This is a genomic window from Neorhizobium alkalisoli (assembly GCF_002968635.1).
GTDB lineage: Bacteria > Pseudomonadota > Alphaproteobacteria > Rhizobiales > Rhizobiaceae > Neorhizobium > Neorhizobium alkalisoli.
The window spans coordinates 546064-563349 of record NZ_PVBN01000003.1 but is presented as its reverse complement, the minus strand read 5'-3'; the positions used below and the strand labels follow the sequence as shown (position 1 = coordinate 563349).

Genomic DNA, 17286 nt, shown 5'->3' with positions numbered 1-17286 from the left:
TTCAGCGGGCATGATTGCCGAGCAATCGCCCGAGACGAAGGATTTCGTCTGCGCACTTCATCAATGTTGCGGCAACAAGCTGGGGTGGCGCCTCGTCGAAATGTCTCAGAAATTTCGGCAAATCCGCGGTGATATCCTGTGTCAATGGAAGGACGCTGCCGACGGCTGCTAGCCGTTCTCGCTGATCCTTGATCGTCGATGCGGCTTTCGATAAGTCTCCTACTCTCGGATGTTCACACCACCTCGATCTGATTGGCAGCAGCGAACAACTCGCGGACAAAGTCCGACGTAACGGGCATGCCCCCCACCTTCCTTACACCGGAACAAAACACAACCGGTGCTGCCAAGCGTCAAATACTTATGGCGACATCGTTGATATCAGCCGGCAACGAAATTTAGGACCAGTAACTCGCAAAGCCGATGATTTAAGTCTAAGCGGCAGAGCGACAGGCGCGCTCAAGCAGGCGAATGCCTGAGCACCACGTCAGTTGGGTTATCTCTCTATACCAAGGGCGTGGCCTTGAGGCGGTGATTGGCTCAAGGCGGTTACAAATGAAGCCCCTGCGACCAAAAGTGAGAATGCGAGAGAAATGTACAACTTGACCATCTAACTGGATCACCGATAAATGTTTGATTTTGATACTGTTCCGTTCAGCCTTACTGCATTCGTTCGCCAAAGCCGCGTGACATCGACGTGACAAGGGCTTGGGCAAGCTCCCGGCAATCCCGAACGTGGCTTTCGCCGGTGGAGCCATCCTCTGGAAAGACTGAACATTTTTTCTAGTCGATCTTGCCAACCTGCGCGAAGATCGTGATCGTTCGTGGCGCTTTGCGAGCGCGGCGCGGGCTGGAAGCAGCACAGATAACTAGCTGTGAAAATGGTCTCATTTGAGACCTTCAATTGCAATTGCTTCCGGTTTTGATAGCGCTCGGCGCGACCGTCCTCGACAGTTCCATCGGCGGTCTTGGCGGCTGTCCCTTCGCCCTACGCGCGACAGGAAACATCGCCACCGAAGATCTGGACTATCTTCTTAACCGCGAGGGCATCCCCACCGGCTTGCATCATGCGGCCCTGGCCGAGGTGGCGGGATGGTTGAAGGATAAGCTGGAAATGAAGTTGAGCGGTCAACTCACCGACGCCGGGTGGCCAATCGGAATGAGCGCCGACCCCTCAGGCTAGGCAGTCCCCGCGTCCCGTCAAAGCTCAGAAGCAGAGGACCAGCGCGGCACGTGGTCGGCGAGCTTCTGCAGGAGCTTGTTCAACTGGGCGCGTTCAGGCTTGCTCAGGCATGAGAGCATCGCCTGTTCTCTGAGCTGCAGGCGCGGAATGTAGCTCTCGTAAAGAGCCTTCCCATTTTCGGTGAGGTGAAGGCGCTGGCGACGGTTATCCGACGGGTCGGGCGACCGGGTGATGCAGCCTTTCTTTTCCAGCTGGATGACGGCTCTGCTGACGCCTGCCTTCAGATGACCGGAGAACTCGCAGAATTCCGCGGCGGTGATCCCTTCGCGGAAATTGAGGGCGATCAGCAGGACGATTTCGGGCCGGGTCAGTCCCAGTTCCGCCTCGATGGCCCGGAACGACGGCTCCCTGAAGAAGTTGAGTACATAACCGATCTTGTAGGCCGTCGGGATCGCGGTCCCGTCGAGAATGTGCTTGAGTCCGTCCTGTTCCTTCACGGCGGCGATGCTCCTCAAGGATTCATTTAGTCTCATATGAGACTTTTTTGTTGCCAATACGCTCATTGCCTGATAACATATTCTGAACGGTGAAGAATGGGTTTAGCCAGTCTTCCGGGGGGAAAATCAGAAATGTCTGTCACGGCGCTGGCGGCGCCGGATGACGGTGAGACCACGCTGCGGCGGGGTGCACCGTTCTATTCCGGCACGCCCGAATGCATCATCTATGTGGACCGGGTCTGTCCGACTTCATTTTCTCCTTCTACCCCTGTTGTCATGATGCACGGCGGTTGCCACACTGGATCCTGCTATCTCGGCACGCCTGACGGACGGGAGGGGTGGGCGCAGATCTTCGCACGAGCGGGATACGATGTGTTCGTCGTCGACTGGCCCGGACATGGGCGATCTCCGGTCCGCAATGATCTCGCGACGCTGTCTACGCACGAGATGGCCTCCGCGATTCTTGCCTTGATCCGCTCGGTAGGGCCTGCGGTTGTTATGGCGCATTCGGCATCTGGACCCATGGCATGGTGGATCGCAGAGCAGGCTCCGGATTCTGTTGCCGCCATCGTGGGAATAGCTCCAGGCGCGCCGGCGAATATCCTTCGCGTGCTGCCTGAAGACCCGGAAGCCATCAAGGCGTTGAGTAACGACGAGTCGCTGGGATGCCCCGTCATGCTTCCGGAGCACGAACCCGTCGTCGTCGATGAGGAGTTCATGAGGAGCTACTGGGCGAACGCGCCGCGTTTTCCACGTGAAGCCTTCGTTCAGTATCGCCTTTCGATCGTCCCCGAGAGCGCCCGCCTCTTCAACGAGAGGTTCAATATCGGCGGCCGCGGGCTTCACATTTCGGATCCCGCGAACATTGCACGGATCCCCAAGGCGATATTCACCGGCGACTGCGACCCGCGCCACCCGCGCGAGATGGACGAAGCGACGGCCCGCTATGTCGGGGCAGACTTCATCTGGCTCCCCGATCAGGGAATCGTCGGGAATGGGCACATGCCGATGATCGAGAACAATAACGCCGACGTCGCGGAGCAGGTCATTCGCTGGCTTAAGAAAAACGGGCTCTGAAGGGATCAGATACCTGTCGAACTGAGTTTTCACGTCCTGGGAGGAGGACTTTATGCCCTACAAGATCATCATTGCAGGAGCGCTTGCAACTGCAGCCTCTGTGTTGCCGGCTCATGCCCAAATCAGTGACGACGTCGTCAAAATCGGCGTTCTCACGGACATGGCCGGAGTAACGGCCGACATCACTGGCAAGGGTTCGGTCGTGGCCACCGAGATGGCCGTCGAGGAATTCGGCAGCACCGTCCTCGGCAAACCGGTCCAGATCATCTCGGCCGACCATTCAGCACAAGGCGGATATTGGCGCGTCGATCGCCCGCAAGTGGCTCGACGCAGAGAAGGTGGACGCGATTGCTGACGTCCCGAATTCGGCGGTCGCGCTCGCGATCCAGAACCTGACACGTGAAAAGAAGCGGATCGTGCTCTTCTCCGGTGCCGGCACGACAGCGCTCACGAACGATCAATGCTCTCCGTACGGCTTCCACTGGACCTACGACACGTACAGCGTCTCGCACGGTACGGTGTCCGCCGTCGTCAAGGCCGGGGGCACGTCCTGGTTCATGCTGGCATCCGATTACGCCTTTGGCCATCAGCTCGCGAAAGACGCGGGCGACGTCGTCAAGGCAAACGGCGGCAAGGTTTTAGGCGAAGTCCGTCACCCGCTCGGAGCCTGACTTCTCGTCCTTCCTGCTGCAGGCCCAGAGTTCGGGAGCGAAGGTCATCGGCATCGCCAATGCCGGAGCTGACACGGTAAACGCCATCAAGCAAGCCGGAGAGTTAGGCATCGTCGAACAGGGGCAGAGCCTGGCGGCCCTCATTCTCTTCCTCCAGGACGTTCACAGCCTCGGACTGGACTTGGCGAAAGGCACATATCTGACCACCGCGTCCTACTGGGGCATCGACGACCAGTCGCGTGCGTGGTCCGAGAAGTTCAAGAGCCGCACGGGAATGATGCCGTCAATGCTCCATGCGGGAGTGTACGGCTCCGTGCTGCATTATCTCAAGGCGGTCGAAAAGGCCGGGACCGACGATGCCGACAAAGTCACCGCCGCTATCCGGGAACTGCCCATCAACGACGCGTTCACACACGACGCACGCGTCCACGAGGACGGTCGCGTGTTGCGCGACATGTATCTCGCCCGCGTGAAGGACCCGACGGCGTCGAAGGGCGAGTGGGACTATTTCGAGATCGTCTCGAAGATCCCCGCGGCAGACACGGTCTGGCCGCTCGACAAGTCAACCTGCCCGCTCGTGAAAAAATAATCAGCCTCCCAAGGCGTTCGGATGCCTCCATGTCGGCCCACCGGCCGCGCGAGGCATCCGAAAATGACCAGTGCGGAGCCGAGATCGTACCAATGAATGACGTGATCCTAGCAGCCGCGAACCTGACCAAGGAATTCAAGGATTTCGTGGCGGTCGACGGCGTGAACCTCAAGATCCGCCGAGGCCAGATCCACGCCCTGATCGGCCCGAATGGCGCAGGCAAGACAACCTGCTTTAACCTCCTGACCAAATTCCTGCGGCCGACCAAGGGCACCATTACCTTTGCCGGGAAGGACATTACTTCGCTTGCGCCTGCCGATATTGCGCGCCTTGGGCTGGTCCGCTCATTCCAGATTTCCGCAGTTTTTCCGCATTTGACCGCGGCGGAGAACGTGCGCGTTGCCCTGCAGCGCAAGCGCGGTACCAGCTTCGACTTCTGGCGCTCCCAGAAGGTCGTCTTCCAATACAACGACGCGGCGCATTCGCTGCTGGACGAAGTCGGTCTGTCGGAATTCGCCAATACCGAAGCGAGCGAACTGTCCTACGGGCGCAAGCGTGCATTGGAGATAGCCACGACGCTGGCACTCGATCCTGAAATGCTGCTGCTGGACGAACCGATGGCCGGCATGGCCCAGGCCGATATCGAACGCATATCGGCCCTGATCAAGCGCATCTCGGCGAACCGCACGATCCTGATGGTCGAACACAACCTCTCCGTCGTCGCTTCGCTTTCGAACACCATCACCGTCCTGGCGCGTGGCAAGGTCCTGGCGGAAGGCGATTATGCGATCGTTTCCAAGGACCCGCGCGTCGTCGAAGCCTATATCGGATCCGGACATGGCTGAAGAACCGCTGATCACTGCTTGCAAATCGGCAGAACCTTCGGCCCCGCTGCTTGCCGTGCGTGGCCTCGAGGCCTGGTATGGCGAGAGCCACGTCCTGCACGGCATCGACGTCGATGTGCGGCGGGGCGAGGTCGTTACCCTTCTCGGGCGCAACGGCGCCGGGAAGACGACGACCCTGAAATCGATCATGGGAATCCTGTCCAAGCGCAAGGGCTCGGTCGTCTTCGACGGCAAGGAACTCATGCATCTTCCGGCCCGCTGGATTGCGCGGGCGGGCATCGCTCTCTGTCCCGAGGAGCGCGGCATCTTCTCCTCCCTGTCGGTCCGGGAGAACCTGATGCTGCCGCCCAAAGTGCAGGCCGGCAGCCTGTCGGTCGACCAGATCTTCGCGCTGTTTCCGAACCTCAAGGAACGGCTTTCGAGCCAGGGAACCAAGCTTTCGGGCGGGGAGCAGCAGATGCTCGCCATCGGCCGGATCCTGCGGACGGGAGCCGACCTGCTTCTCCTGGACGAGCCGACCGAGGGGCTTGCCCCGGTCATCGTCCAGCAGATCGGCCGCACGATCGCACAACTCAAGCGGCAAGGATTTACGATCGTGCTGGTGGAGCAGAACTTTCATTTCGCGTCGTCAGTGGCAGACCGCCACTACATCGTCGAACAGGGCAAGACCATCGACATGATCGAGAACAGCGACGTTGAAGGCAACCTTGGCAAGCTGCACGCCTATCTGGGAGTCTGAGACATGTTCGAGCTCATAGGAATTTCAGCCCAGGCGCTGTTCGGCCAGCTTCTGCTGGGCATGATCAACGGCGCGTTCTACGCTATGCTGTCGCTGGGGCTGGCCATCATCTTCGGCCTGCTCAACATCATCAACTTCGCGCATGGCGCGCAGTACATGCTCGGAGCGCTGGCCTCCTGGATGCTCTTGAACTATCTCGGCGTATCTTATTGGTGGGCGCCGCTGTTTGCACCCGTGACGGTCGGCATCTTCGGAATAATCCTCGAGCGCGTGCTGATCTCGCGGCTCGACCATCTCGACCATCTCTACGGCCTGCTGCTGACCTTCGGTCTCGCGTTGATCATGTAAGGGGTGGCGCGCAACTATTACGGCATATCGGGCCTGCCGTACAAAATCCCGGCGGAACTCTCGGGCGGCCAAAATCTCGGCTTCATGTTCCTGCCGAACTATCGCGGCTGGGTGGTCATCGCCTCGTTGATCACCTGCTTCACTACCTGGTTCGTGATCGAGAAGACCAGGCTCGGCGCCTATCTGAGCGCCGCCACCGAGAACCCGACGCTGGTCGGGGCGTTCGGCATAAACGTGCCGCGCTTGATCACTCTGACCTACGGCTTCGGTGTGGCGCTCGCCGCCTTCGCCGGAGTGCTCGCCGCACCGATCTATTCCGTCAATCCGAATATGGGCGCCGACATCATCATCGTGGTGTTTGCGGTCGTCGTCATCGGCGGGATGGGCTCGATCCTCGGTTCGATCGTCACGGGATTCGGCCTCGGCCTCGTCGAAGGCCTGACGCGTGTCTTCTATCCCGAGGGTTCGGCGATGGTGATCTTCGTCATCATGGCGATCGTGCTGCTCGTTAAACCCGCCGGATTGTTCGGGAGGACTGCCTGATGACGATCGCCGTCGAGACCACCAATGGCCCCCTTTCCGTCAGCCATGCGGGCGGCACGATGCCGGTGACGCACCGCTTGATCTTTCTCCTGCTGATCCTGCTCTCGCTGATCGCGCCCTTCCTCGTCTACCCGGTGTTCCTGATGAAGGTGATGTGTTTCGCCTTGTTCGCACGCGCCTTGAACCTGCTGCTAGGCTTCGGCGGGCTGATGTCCTTCGGCCATGCGGCTTACTTCGGCGGCTCTGCCTATGTGGCGGCGCATGTCGCCAAGGTCTGGGAAACGACGCCGGAGGTCGCGATCCTCCTCGGTACGCTGTCGGCCACGGTGCTGGGCCTCGCCATCGGCTCGCTCGCGATCCGGCGGCAAGGAATCTACTTCGCCATGGTGACGCTCGCCTTCGCGCAGATGGTCTTCTTTGGCGCTGTGCAGTTTCCGTTCACGGGCGGCGAGGACGGCATCCAGAACGTGCCGCGTGGCGACCTGTTCGGACTGTTCAGCCTCCGCTCAGATTTCTCGCTCTACTTCGTCGTGCTGGCCATCAGTCTAGGCGGCCTGCTTGCGATCTACCGGATCATTCATTCGCCTTTCGGCCAGATCCTGAAGGCTATCCGGGAGAACGAGGCGCGTGCGGTTTCGCTCGGCTACCGGGTCAACCACTACAAGCTCATCGTCTTTGTCCTGTCGGCGACGCTCGCAGGCCTCGCGGGGGCGACGAAGACAATCGTCTTCCAGCTTGCATCGCTCACCGACGTCCACTGGTCGATGTCCTGCGAAGCGGTGCTCATGACGCTGATCGGCGGAATGGGGACCGTATTCGGTCCGGTCGTCGGCGCTGCGGTCATCGTGACGATGCAGAACTACCTCGCCTCGCTCGGTGCATGGGTTACGGTGATCCAGGGCTGCATCTTCGTGATCAGCGTGCTCCTGTTCCGCGAAGGTATCGTTGGACTGATCGCCAAGGTTTTGCGCCGGCCGCTCTAAATCGACGTGCGGGCATGCGGGCTTCACGGCCTGCCCGCGCCACCGAAACACCTTACTGGAAATCCGCCATGAACAAGCTCCCGCTGAACGGCTACAGCGTTGTCGAATTCTCCCAGATGATCATGGGACCGTGCTGCGGCCTGATCCTGGCACACCTGGGCGCTGAGGTCGTGAAGAACCGCTCAAGGGCGATAAGACCCGCGACCTCCCGGAGATGGGAATGGGGTTCTTCCCCACGTTCAACCGGAACAAGAAGAGCGTTGCTCTCGACGTCGGCAGCGCGGCCGGGCAGGCGGCGGTCAAGAAGCTGATCGCGTCGAGCGACATCCTGATCGAGAACTTCAGGCCCGGCATGATGGCGTCGAATGGACTCGATTACGTCAGCCTGAAAGCAGACAATCCCGCCTCGTTTACTGCTCGCTGAAAGGCTTCCTTCCCGGCCCGTACGAAAACCGGACCGCCCTCGACGAGGTCGTGCAGATGATGGGGGGACTTGCCTACCTGTCGGGCCTGCCCGGCAAGCCAATACGTGCCGGCGCGTCCGTGAACGACATCATGGGTGCCATGTTCGGAGTCATCGCGATCTTCGCCGCGCTGCAGGAACGTGTCGTCATGGGTTTCGGTCAGGAAGTGACCTCGGGCCTTTACGAGACCAACGCCTTCCTAGTGGCGCAGTCCATCGCCACCGAAGCCCTGTCGGGAAAACCCGCCAGACCGTGGTCTGAAACGCCTCGCCCGTGGCCCGTCTACGACCTGTTCCTGACCAGCGATGACCACCAGGTCTTCATCGGCGTCGTCAGCGACGGCCAGTGGCAGTCGTTATGCCGCGCGTTCGGAAGAGACGACTGGGCAAACGACGACCGCTTCCGGACCAACGCGGACCGCGTCCGACACCGTGACGAAATCCGTGCGGCCTTCTCCGAACTCGTGCGCGCCATCCCGCTATCGGAATGCGCCAGCCGACTCAAGCGGATCGGATTGCCTTTCGCGCCGGTGCAGCGGCCATTCGAACTGCTAGACGATCGCATCTCCAAGCCTCCGACGGTCTCATGGGCATAAGAGCCGACAACGGTCAGATGCTCCGCCTCCCAGGCCGGCCCATCTCCATGCACAGCACGCGTTTGCCAAAGAGATCGGACCCGCCCGGCATCGGAGAACACAACGCCGAAGTCCTCGGAGCCCTCGGTTCTCCGCTTCGTCCGTCGAAGGAGGTGGAACGGCCACGCTGATGATCCAAGCTTCATCGCAGAACTTGTTTGTCATCCTCACGGATCGGGTGCGACAAATGAGCAGCGTGCGCTCGGTTCCGCTCACCGCAGCCCTAGGCTGAACAAGGTTTCCCTGCAACACGCGAAATGGTTGCGCTTCAATCGTGCGTAGCAGGTCATTCCGGCTGTCCAGGGGGCCGTCGGTTCGATTCCCTTCGATGCAAAGGGTTCATCAACCATAAGTTGTCATTCAGCCTCGGTGACAGGGCCGAGTTTATTTTTGGCACCTTACCCCGTTTTCTGAATAATGCGCGCACTGGAGATTTCTCCGACCGAGTTGACACCAAGCAGCGCCATGTTCCGGTGGAGTTCTGCCTTCAGGATCTCTGCGGTCTTGGTAACGCCAGGGAACCCGGCAACCGACGCCGCATAAAGAAAAGGGCGTCCGACAAAAACGAACTGCGCCCCCAGAGCCAGCGCTTTGATGATGTCCGTACCACGCCGAATTCCACCATCGATCATGATCGGGACGCGGTCACTCAATCTTTCAACGATACCCGGCAGCGCGTCCAGCGGCGCGATGGCTCCATCAAGCTGGCGGCCGCCATGGTTTGAAACGATCACGCCGTCCGCCCCCATTTCCTCCGCCCGGACTGCATCATCCGCATGAAGAATTCCTTTGACGATGAGATTTCCCTTCCATCGATCGCGAATCCTCCGCAGGTGGCTCCAATTGAGATGATCTTTTCTGCCGAAATCCCGCATCACATTCGAGGCGATGATTGGGGCGCCCCTAGTCGCGTAGGAGTTTTCGAAATGTGGTATGCCATGCCGGGCAAACGTTCGAAGAAAGGTGCCAATCGTCCATCGCGGATGGGAGATCCCTTGCCAGGCCAGACGGAAGCTGGGGCGCAACGGAGTCGAGAAGCCAGACCTGATATTGTTTTCTCGGTTAGCCAGAGTAGCAGTGTCTACGGTGAGGACCAGCGTGTTATATCCGGCTACCGAGACACGGTCGACGAGCGCGTCGATCTTCTCGGGTTCGCCCGGCAAATAGGCCTGAAACCAAGTTCGAGGTGCTGCTGCGACAACATCCTCGAGCCGGATAAGCGAGGATCCGCTCATGATCATTGGAATCCCTGACCGTTCCGCACCCGTGGCAAGTACAATGTCGCCCCGGTAGGCCATCAGCGCGCTTATCCCCATCGGTGCAATACCGAACGGAGCAGCATAGGTAAGGCCAAACAGCGTGGTTTCCGTGCTCCGTTTGGAGACATCTTGCAAAACGCGCGGCCGGAACGAGTAGGCTTGAAAGGCCTGTTCATTTCTTCGCAACGACGCATTGGTCTCGCTGGCACCCGCAATATATCCGTAAAGAGGTTTCGGGAGATGCCGGCGCGCCCTGACCTCGAAATCATCGAGAGAAAGTATCGACTGCAGGGATCGAGGCCAGTTGTCTGTCTTTGCGCTTCTAAATGTCATGCTTTGGAATCCCGAGCGGGTAATCGTTGTCCCGGCGTCGCAGGAAAACTGCGACGCATTTCCTTTTGACCCTTAGTCCTCGCTCGCTTCGAAGGCTTCCTTTCGCCCCCGACGTATGGTGGGAAGAATTAGGGTCAGCATCATTCCCGCAGTCACCAGCAGCAGAGCTGCACTGATTGGTCTCTCCACGAATACCAGAGGGTCGCCTTGCGACAGGAGCAGTGCACGCCTTAGGTTGGTTTCGAGAAGTGGTCCAAGCACGAAACCGAGAAGGAGCGGCCCTGCTTCACATTTTGCCTTTCGAAGAATGTATCCCAGAACTCCGAACAGGATAACAAGAGCAACGTCGAAGCCGCGATTGTTGACGCTGTAGACACCAATGCAGCAGAACAGCAGGATGGCAGGAAACAGCAGGCGATAAGGCACCTTGAGCAGGCGAACCCAGATGCCTATGAGCGGCAGGTTGATCACCAAGAGCATCGCGTTGCCAAGCCACATCGACGCGACGAGGCCCCAAAACAGCTCCGGCTGATTTTGAATAACCGACGGGCCTGGCGTGATGCCGTGGATTGTCATCGCGCCGAGCATCATCGCCATAATGGAGTTGGATGGAATGCCGAGTGTGAGCAAGGGAATAAAGGAAGACTGAGCCCCGGCATTGTTGGCGGCCTCGGGCCCGGCAACACCGGCGATCGCCCCATGACCGAACTTTTCAGGGGTCTTCGAGAGCTTCTTTTCGACGGAGTAAGCGCTGAAGGCGCTGAGTGTAGCACCGCCACCGGGAAGCACTCCCAAGATCGTTCCGACAGCGGTTCCTCGCAGAACGGCTGCCCAGCTCTCCTTGAACTCCTGCCGTGTAGGCCATAGGCGGCCGATGGTGCTCTGCAGAACACCTCGCGCTTCCTTAAATTCCAGGTTGCTGGCGATTTCCGCGACACCAAACAAGCCGACCGCGATGACGACAAAGTCGATACCGTCGTAGAGTTCGGTTGAACCGAAGGTGAGGCGGGTTGAACCGCTGTTGACGTCGATACCGACCATGCCGAGCACGAGGCCGAGGCAGACCATGCCGATGGCCTTCACCACAGAGCCATGCGCCAGGATTGTCGCGGCAAGCAGGCCGAAGATGCAAAGTGACACATATTCTGCCGGTCCGAAGGACAACGCAAACGAGGACAACGTCGGACCCGCAATCGCCAGGCCAATTGTTGCAACCGTGCCTGCGAAAAACGAACCGAGCGCTGCTATCGCTAAGGCGGCTCCGGCTCGACCCTTGCGTGCCATCTGGTATCCATCGATCGCAGTGACGACTGCAGAGGCCTCCCCAGGCAAGTTGACGAGGATAGCAGTCGTCGAGCCACCATACTGCGCGCCATAGAATATCCCGGCCAGCATGATGAGCGCACCAAGCGGTGGGAGAAAGAACGTCACCGGCAGAAGGATGGCAACCGTCGCGGTTGGTCCAATGCCTGGCAGGACTCCAATCAGAGTTCCCAGCAACGCACCGATGAAACAGAATAGTAGATTGGTGGGCGTAAGAGCTTCGGAGAAGCCGAGCATCAGGACATCGAAGAATGCCATATCTATTCCTCTCTGCGCGGATCAGAACGGCAGCATCGGCATCTGGACGCCGAGACCGTAGATGAAGACGAACGCGCCGAAGACGGTAAGCAGCAGGGCGGAGATTGCGATCTCCTTCCAGCGCGAATCCTGGTCCGCCAGGCTTCCGATCACCAGGAGCCAGATCGTCGAGACCACAAACCCGAAGCCTTCAGCCAAAAACGCAAAGCCAGCAATCGCGACCACCAAGATGACGAGCGGTTTAATGTTGCTTTCGCCGATCGCCTCACTGGGCTTCGCAAACGCCTTGAGCAGGACGTAGCCACCGATGGCGATCAGCATGCCGCAGAGGACGTCGGGGAGAAAGCCAGGCCCCATTGCCGCGCCGGTACCGAAGCGGAGGTCGCGCCCGGCCCAAAGGCCAAGCGCTCCCAAGCCGATCATTACCGCTCCCGCCAAGATGTCGGGATAATCCCGTTTCAGATTGGAGGAGCCTGCCATCACTGCACCCAGGGAGTTTCGTTCCAGATTTTCTGGAAGCGCTCAAGACGGGTTGGCATCTGCTTCTCCCATTCCGGTCCAGAAAGGTAGGCGAGCGGCAAAGCGAGCTGCTTGGCCTGTTTCTGGAATTCGGGATTGTCGATGACCTTCTTCATGGCATCGGAAAACTTCTGCGTAATCTTGTCCGAGACGTCGCGCGGAGCAGCAATGCCCCGTTCAGAAGTCATCTCGACTTCGAATCCCTGCTCCTTTGCCGTCGGGACGTCAGGAAGCTGTGGGGAGCGTTCTGAGCCAAAATGAGCGACCATACGAAGCCCAGATGTGTCATTGCCTGCAAACTCGCTGATGTTCAGGCCGCCTCCGGAAACCTGCGAGCCAAGAATAGCGGTTCGGGTTTCACCTGCGCCGCTGAAGGGAATGTGCGTGAAGGTCGTTCCTGTGGCCGCGCCAAGCAGGATGATGGCAAGATGGTCGTCCGTCCCGACGCCCGAAGAAGCGAAGGAAATGGTTCCCGGTTTGGCTTTTGCAGCCTCGACGAAATCCTTTACGGTTTTGATCGGCGAGTTGGCCGGTACGACGATCGCGCTCGGATCATCAACAATGCGGGCAATAGGCTTGATCGACTTGGGATCGTAACCAAGCTTTCGCTGCACCTGCATGGAGAGGTAGCCGGGCGTGTTGATGTACGAGAAGGTGTAGCCGTCGGGTTTCGCTTTCGCCAGTGCCGTGTAGGCAATCTCTCCTGATGCACCAGGACGGTTTTCGATGACGATATCGGCCCCGAGCTCCTTTTCCAGGAAAGGTTCGAGAGCACGGGCCATGACGTCGGTGCTGCCGCCGGGGGCGAATGCCACGATCATCTGGATTGGTCGATCGTTAGGCCATTCGGCGTGCGCGTAAGACGCGGTTGCCGCCAAAGCGGTCATGGCAAGAGCCGTCTTCATCTTGGTATGCTTCATGTCCAATCCTCCATTGGAGATATGCAGGCCCGGCCCCGCGTTTATGTCCCGGGTTCTCCACCCATCGCGCTGGAGAGCCTTCTCGCGGCCGCCATGAGAATTTCGAGATTTCGTTTGATTGCTTCCTCGGTGAAACGAGCGGGTGGTCCCGTCAGCGCCAGCGAGCCAAAGAGGTTGCGGCCATCTCGGAAAACCGGGACGGCAACGCTTGCAACCTGAGGGTCGCGTTCTCCGAATGTGGCGTGGTAACCAGCCGCGCGGATCTCATCGTAAATCGTGCCAGAGCGCTCACTGTAAGCAAGGATCACGCGTCCCGGTGCACCACGATCCAACGGCAACGTGTCTCCGACGCGCGCAGAGTGCCGGATCGACTGGTGCGAATCATGCCGGAAAAGGCAGAGGCGTTCTTGTCCCTCACGAACGTAGACCGCGGCGCTTTCGCCAGTCTGCGCCACTAGATCGGCCAGCAGAGGTTCAATGATGTCCGATGCTCGAAATGTCGATTGATAGATATTTCCAAGCTTCATGAGCTTGGGGCCGAGACGCCAGCTCGCGTCTTCATTGCGGATAAGCAGTCCGTACTTTGCCAGTGACCGTGCGATCCGAAGCACCGTGGCTTTGTCCAGCTCGACACGGCGCGCAAGCTCGCCAAGCGACAACGTGAAGTCACGGTCGGTGAACGCTTCCAACAACGATGCGGCGCGCTCGACTGCGGCGACGCCAGCGGAATTCCCAGGCATGAAGTCCTCCCAAAAAGATGAAGTATGTTGTACTAGGTACAACACCTTTTCATTTGGTACAATACGCGATAAATGGATTTCGTCAACAGGCGCTCGGTTCTGCCTGTTCAGCGTGTTTTTCGGAGGATGAATTCGTGAACGAAATCGACACCAACGGTACTGCACCCGCTCGTTCAAGCGGCCGCCTCAAGGTGATGATCACCGGCGCGGAACTGGTTCAGGAGGCTCGTGACATTCTCGCCGAAGCAGATGTCGAAGCTATCTATGCACCCGCCTACGCCACGTCTGAGGACTTGGCAAAACTTGCTCGCGAAAACACCGTTGAGGCGATTCTCGTTCGACAGGGGCAGATCAACGCCTCCGTCGTCAACGCATCCACGGCTCTCAAGGTCATCGCCAAGCATGGCAGCGGCGTCGACAACATCGACCTCTTGGCCGCAACCGCCCGAAGGGTGCCTGTGCTGCGTGCCCTTGCCGCCAACGCGCAATCCGTCGCAGAGTTGGCGATTGCCCATACCGTGGCTCTCATGAAGGACGTCACGGTCTTAAACGCTGCGGTCAAGAGCGGCGAATGGCCCAAAACGAAATATGTCGGACGTGATCTCGCTGGAGCCGTCTTCGCAGTGATCGGTTTCGGTGAGATCGGACAGCGCGCCTCAGCCCTGGCGAAAGGGCTGGGGATGAAAGTGATCGCCTATGACCCGATTGCGTCGGGGGTAGCCGATATCCCGGTGAGCCGTGATTTGGACGACGTCGTTCGCGCAGCGGATGTGGTCAGCCTGCATTGCCCGCTGATGCCGCAGACACGCCATCTCATCAACGAGACGCGGCTGAGGCTCATGAAGCCGACCGCTTTCCTGGTGAATACTGCGCGAGGGGCGGTTGTAGATGAAGCGGCACTTATCGTTGCTCTCCGGGAACATGTCATTGCAGGGGCCGCCCTGGATAGCTTCGAGGACGAACCGCCTGCCAAGGATAGCCCGCTTTGGACGCTGCCCAACCTGATTGCAAGCCCTCACGTCGGGGGAGCTAGTCGTTCTGCGCTGCGAAACATGGCGGTTCAGAGCGTCAATCACATCCTCGGTGTCTTGGGCGGGAAGGGTTACGAACAGCGCGCGCTCGCCAACCAGGACCTTGTCCAGAACTAAAACAGCCGAACGAAAGGAAGAAAACACGTGGTCGGATTTCGGGTTTTGAAGCGGGAGAGAAAAGTCGAGGATCGGTGGGCCGAGGCCTTTAGAAAACTTCCGGTTGCCAACGTCAGCGATGTCATGGCCCGCACCGTCGCAGGGGGGACCGCCTTACGGCCCTATTACACGGGTGGCACTATGACCGGCGCAGCGATCACTGTTAAAACGCGCCCCGGTGACAACCTGATGGTCCACAAGGCGCTCGACATCGCCGAACCTGGCGATATCGTCGTTGTCGATGCTGGCGGTGACCTGACAAATTCTCTGATTGGCGAGTTGATGGTCGCCCACGCCAAACAACGCGGACTGGGCGGAATTGTTATCTACGGTGCGATACGTGATAGCGCCGAAATCAATGCCGGTTCGTTCCCAGTTTTCGCATGTGGTGTAACGCATCGAGGACCGTATAAAGACGGTCCGGGCGAAGTGAACGTACCTATCGCCATCAACGGCATGGTCATCAACCCTGGTGATCTGATCTGCGGCGACGCGGACGGGTTGGTTTCAGTGGCGATCGGCGACGCCGAGAGTGTATTCGCCGCAGCCAGCAAGAAGCATCAGTCGGAAACCAAGCAGATGGAAGACATCCACGCCGGAAAGAACGACCGCGGGTGGGTCGATGCGACGCTTGCGAAACTGGGATGCGAGATAGCTGATTAATGTCAGGAGCGCTGGCGTGGCGAATTCATTCGGGACGTCAGCTCGCGAGGGCAGTTCGTGCCACCGCTATTATTGGGACCATTGGCTGTCGGCAAGGATCAAGGCTTCCACCGTGCCTGGCATGCGCGCGACAACTTGCATTTCAACGCTTCGCGCGGGCTCGACCAGCTTCCCTGGACTGATCCGGATTTTGCAATGCGCGGCATAACGGTCAACTCTCTCACCAACGTCATCAAGAGTGGCAACCCAAACGCTCACAATGTTCCGCAGCCATTTCCTGAACTGGACGGCACCTCAATAACCGTCGCGACAACGGCAGACGCTTTGATGGTACTTGAACCATGGTCTGACACAGATAGCCCGACCGCGATCACTGCGAGAAATGCACTTTGTTGACGTCCTTCGGCGTGCTAGGCCAGCAAGTGAAGGACGGGCGGCGTTTGTCGATGCTGCTCGAAAACTCGGCATGGAAGTCAATGGCGGCTAGCACTGTTCCAAGACGAATGATGGGGTGCCCCGCTTCAGCTATGCCACAGCCGAATGAGGTACTTGCAACTTCGCGTTTTCACATTAGCTTTTTTAGTTCTTAACGGAAAGGCGCGTGATGGCAGGTCATGTTTGGGACGAGCCGGCGGTTGTCGGCGATCATCTAATTTTTACACCGCATCAGGCACAATCGTTTTTGCGAGTTCATCAAAGAAATCTCACCAAAGATCAACGTTCTGCGGCTGAAAGCGCCCTTACGGCCGCCATGGATGGACGAGTTTCCCCCGACGTTGCCCGCGAAACATTCCTGGCAGCGGTGCGTCTCTCCCAGAATTAATTTCCTATGCTACTTCTCGAAAAGTGGAGGTCGCGGGATGTGTCGCTGCGAGTCCCGAGTCACGGCATTCCTACCTCGAAAGACGTAACAGGGAGCGGATTCCCGAATCGCTCGTTCCACGCCATCCTGGGCCGATGAGCACCATTTCTCGACCCGTTGTCTCCGCTGATCATCCCGACCGTTACCCCCACTGTCAGGAAAGCCTTCGGGAAGTGTTTCAAAGCATTGTCGATCGCGCAGTGGCAGCCGGCTGGGGTGAACAAGAGGTGGCGTCCGCAATCGTTGAGTTGGCGGAAAACCACCTGCTCGCGACAGCCTCCAGAACGGAAACTAGGGTAGTCATCGACATCATCCGCCGTATCACATAAGGCCCTTTCTCGCTTCAAAACCAGGCTTCGAGAGTGCTGCCGTTCATTGTTGCGTCAGCCAGCTATCGGACCGTCGCAAGTGCTTACTGACAGCCTCGTAAATGCCCGCATGAGCAAGAAGGGTCAGATGCGCTGGACGCCGTTCGGCGCTCACCGGGTCCTTCAGGTTAGAGCAGCGGTTATTGATGGTCGGCTCAAACGGGCCAAACTTGCCCTTGCGGCTTGACCCCGACCTTTCCCGCTCTCCGACCTGATATCGTTTAATCGGAATTCTCGAAATTAAATGGGAAGTGGCACATATCCACCTGGCGCGGGTCACCGCC

At 58.9% G+C, this 17286-nt stretch carries 15 protein-coding genes and 3 pseudogenes; 12 read left to right on the top strand and 6 right to left on the bottom strand.

Annotation, left to right across the window (positions count from 1 at the left end; genetic code table 11):
- Window positions 1-901 precede the first annotated feature (901 nt).
- Window positions 902-1180 carry a beta/alpha barrel domain-containing protein gene (locus C5L13_RS29545; RefSeq protein ID WP_158693430.1) on the top strand — a complete coding sequence of 93 codons (279 nt, stop codon included), beginning with the start codon at window positions 902-904 and terminating at the stop codon, window positions 1178-1180.
- A 17-nt stretch (window positions 1181-1197) separates the two neighbouring features.
- Here the strand turns inward: C5L13_RS29545 and C5L13_RS10025 are convergent, their stop codons facing one another.
- Complete coding sequence (locus C5L13_RS10025; protein ID WP_245571192.1) at window positions 1198-1677, bottom strand: MarR family winged helix-turn-helix transcriptional regulator; 480 nt, start codon at window positions 1675-1677, stop codon at window positions 1198-1200.
- Between the two features lie 132 nt (window positions 1678-1809).
- Here C5L13_RS10025 and C5L13_RS10020 point away from each other — a divergent pair, with 132 nt between their 5' ends.
- The 7 genes and pseudogenes from C5L13_RS10020 (at window position 1810) to C5L13_RS29595 (ending at window position 8531) form a co-directional block, all read left to right on the top strand.
- Window positions 1810-2754, top strand: a complete 945-nt coding sequence (locus tag C5L13_RS10020) for an alpha/beta fold hydrolase (RefSeq protein ID WP_105383105.1) — start codon at window positions 1810-1812, stop codon at window positions 2752-2754.
- 52 nt (window positions 2755-2806) lie between these two features.
- Window positions 2807-4014 (top strand): annotated as a pseudogene (locus tag C5L13_RS10015) (ABC transporter substrate-binding protein).
- A gap of 92 nt (window positions 4015-4106) precedes the next feature.
- Window positions 4107-4859, top strand: coding sequence for an ABC transporter ATP-binding protein (locus tag C5L13_RS10010; protein WP_105383162.1), 753 nt, complete (start codon window positions 4107-4109; stop codon window positions 4857-4859).
- Complete coding sequence (locus C5L13_RS10005; protein WP_170117233.1) at window positions 4852-5598, top strand: ABC transporter ATP-binding protein; 747 nt, start codon at window positions 4852-4854, stop codon at window positions 5596-5598. The genes C5L13_RS10010 and C5L13_RS10005 overlap by 8 nt, the downstream gene beginning before the upstream one ends.
- A gap of 3 nt (window positions 5599-5601) precedes the next feature.
- Window positions 5602-6489, top strand: a pseudogene (locus tag C5L13_RS10000) (branched-chain amino acid ABC transporter permease).
- A gap of 59 nt (window positions 6490-6548) precedes the next feature.
- Window positions 6549-7472 carry a branched-chain amino acid ABC transporter permease gene (locus C5L13_RS09995; RefSeq protein WP_245571206.1) on the top strand — a complete coding sequence of 308 codons (924 nt, stop codon included), beginning with the start codon at window positions 6549-6551 and terminating at the stop codon, window positions 7470-7472.
- Window positions 7370-8531, top strand: a pseudogene (locus C5L13_RS29595) (CaiB/BaiF CoA transferase family protein). Before C5L13_RS09995 ends, C5L13_RS29595 begins: the two are co-directional and overlap by 103 nt.
- Before the next feature lie 437 nt (window positions 8532-8968).
- On the opposite strand, the gene C5L13_RS09985 reads toward C5L13_RS29595, so the two are convergent.
- The 5 genes from C5L13_RS09985 to C5L13_RS09965 form a co-directional block, all read right to left on the bottom strand.
- The gene (locus C5L13_RS09985; RefSeq protein WP_105383102.1) at window positions 8969-10162 is read right to left on the bottom strand and encodes an alpha-hydroxy acid oxidase; all 1194 of its coding nucleotides are present in this window, start codon (window positions 10160-10162) and stop codon (window positions 8969-8971) included.
- Window positions 10163-10234: 72 nt separating this feature from the next.
- Window positions 10235-11743, bottom strand: coding sequence for a tripartite tricarboxylate transporter permease (locus C5L13_RS09980; RefSeq protein ID WP_105383101.1), 1509 nt, complete (start codon window positions 11741-11743; stop codon window positions 10235-10237).
- A gap of 21 nt (window positions 11744-11764) precedes the next feature.
- Window positions 11765-12223 carry a tripartite tricarboxylate transporter TctB family protein gene (locus C5L13_RS09975; RefSeq protein ID WP_105383100.1) on the bottom strand — a complete coding sequence of 153 codons (459 nt, stop codon included), beginning with the start codon at window positions 12221-12223 and terminating at the stop codon, window positions 11765-11767.
- On the bottom strand, window positions 12223-13182 hold the full coding sequence (locus C5L13_RS09970; protein ID WP_105383099.1) for a tripartite tricarboxylate transporter substrate binding protein: 960 nt from the start codon (window positions 13180-13182) through the stop codon (window positions 12223-12225). The genes C5L13_RS09975 and C5L13_RS09970 overlap by 1 nt, the downstream gene beginning before the upstream one ends.
- Window positions 13183-13223: 41 nt before the next feature.
- Window positions 13224-13922, bottom strand: a complete 699-nt coding sequence (locus tag C5L13_RS09965; protein ID WP_105383098.1) for an IclR family transcriptional regulator — start codon at window positions 13920-13922, stop codon at window positions 13224-13226.
- A 134-nt stretch (window positions 13923-14056) separates the two neighbouring features.
- Between C5L13_RS09965 and C5L13_RS09960 the strand changes: the two genes are divergently transcribed.
- The 4 genes from C5L13_RS09960 (at window position 14057) to C5L13_RS09945 (ending at window position 16595) form a co-directional block, all read left to right on the top strand.
- Entirely contained in the window at window positions 14057-15070 is a 1014-nt protein-coding gene (locus C5L13_RS09960) for a hydroxyacid dehydrogenase (RefSeq protein ID WP_245571190.1), read from the top strand.
- 27 nt (window positions 15071-15097) lie between these two features.
- Window positions 15098-15772, top strand: coding sequence for an RraA family protein (locus C5L13_RS09955; protein WP_105383097.1), 675 nt, complete (start codon window positions 15098-15100; stop codon window positions 15770-15772).
- An 81-nt stretch (window positions 15773-15853) separates the two neighbouring features.
- Complete coding sequence (locus C5L13_RS09950) at window positions 15854-16168, top strand: hypothetical protein (RefSeq protein ID WP_105383096.1); 315 nt, start codon at window positions 15854-15856, stop codon at window positions 16166-16168.
- 208 nt (window positions 16169-16376) lie between these two features.
- A complete protein-coding gene (locus C5L13_RS09945) occupies window positions 16377-16595 on the top strand; it encodes a DUF982 domain-containing protein (RefSeq protein WP_105383095.1) in 219 nt (72 codons plus the stop codon).
- Window positions 16596-17286: the final 691 nt, after the last annotated feature.

What these genes read in the sequence shown, in the direction of transcription:
- C5L13_RS10020 (WP_105383105.1), top strand. Translation starts at nt 1,810, where the DNA reads ATGTCTGTCACGGCGCTGGCGGCGCCGGATGACGGTGAGACCACGCTG.
- C5L13_RS10010 (WP_105383162.1), top strand. Translation starts at nt 4,107, where the DNA reads ATGAATGACGTGATCCTAGCAGCCGCGAACCTGACCAAGGAATTCAAG.
- C5L13_RS10005 (WP_170117233.1), top strand. Translation starts at nt 4,852, where the DNA reads ATGGCTGAAGAACCGCTGATCACTGCTTGCAAATCGGCAGAACCTTCG.
- C5L13_RS09995 (WP_245571206.1), top strand. Translation starts at nt 6,549, where the DNA reads ATGCCGGTGACGCACCGCTTGATCTTTCTCCTGCTGATCCTGCTCTCG.
- C5L13_RS09985 (WP_105383102.1), bottom strand. Translation starts at nt 10,162, where the DNA reads ATGACATTTAGAAGCGCAAAGACAGACAACTGGCCTCGATCCCTGCAG.
- C5L13_RS09980 (WP_105383101.1), bottom strand. Translation starts at nt 11,743, where the DNA reads ATGGCATTCTTCGATGTCCTGATGCTCGGCTTCTCCGAAGCTCTTACG.
- C5L13_RS09975 (WP_105383100.1), bottom strand. Translation starts at nt 12,223, where the DNA reads ATGGCAGGCTCCTCCAATCTGAAACGGGATTATCCCGACATCTTGGCG.
- C5L13_RS09970 (WP_105383099.1), bottom strand. Translation starts at nt 13,182, where the DNA reads ATGAAGCATACCAAGATGAAGACGGCTCTTGCCATGACCGCTTTGGCG.
- C5L13_RS09965 (WP_105383098.1), bottom strand. Translation starts at nt 13,922, where the DNA reads ATGCCTGGGAATTCCGCTGGCGTCGCCGCAGTCGAGCGCGCCGCATCG.
- C5L13_RS09945 (WP_105383095.1), top strand. Translation starts at nt 16,377, where the DNA reads ATGGCAGGTCATGTTTGGGACGAGCCGGCGGTTGTCGGCGATCATCTA.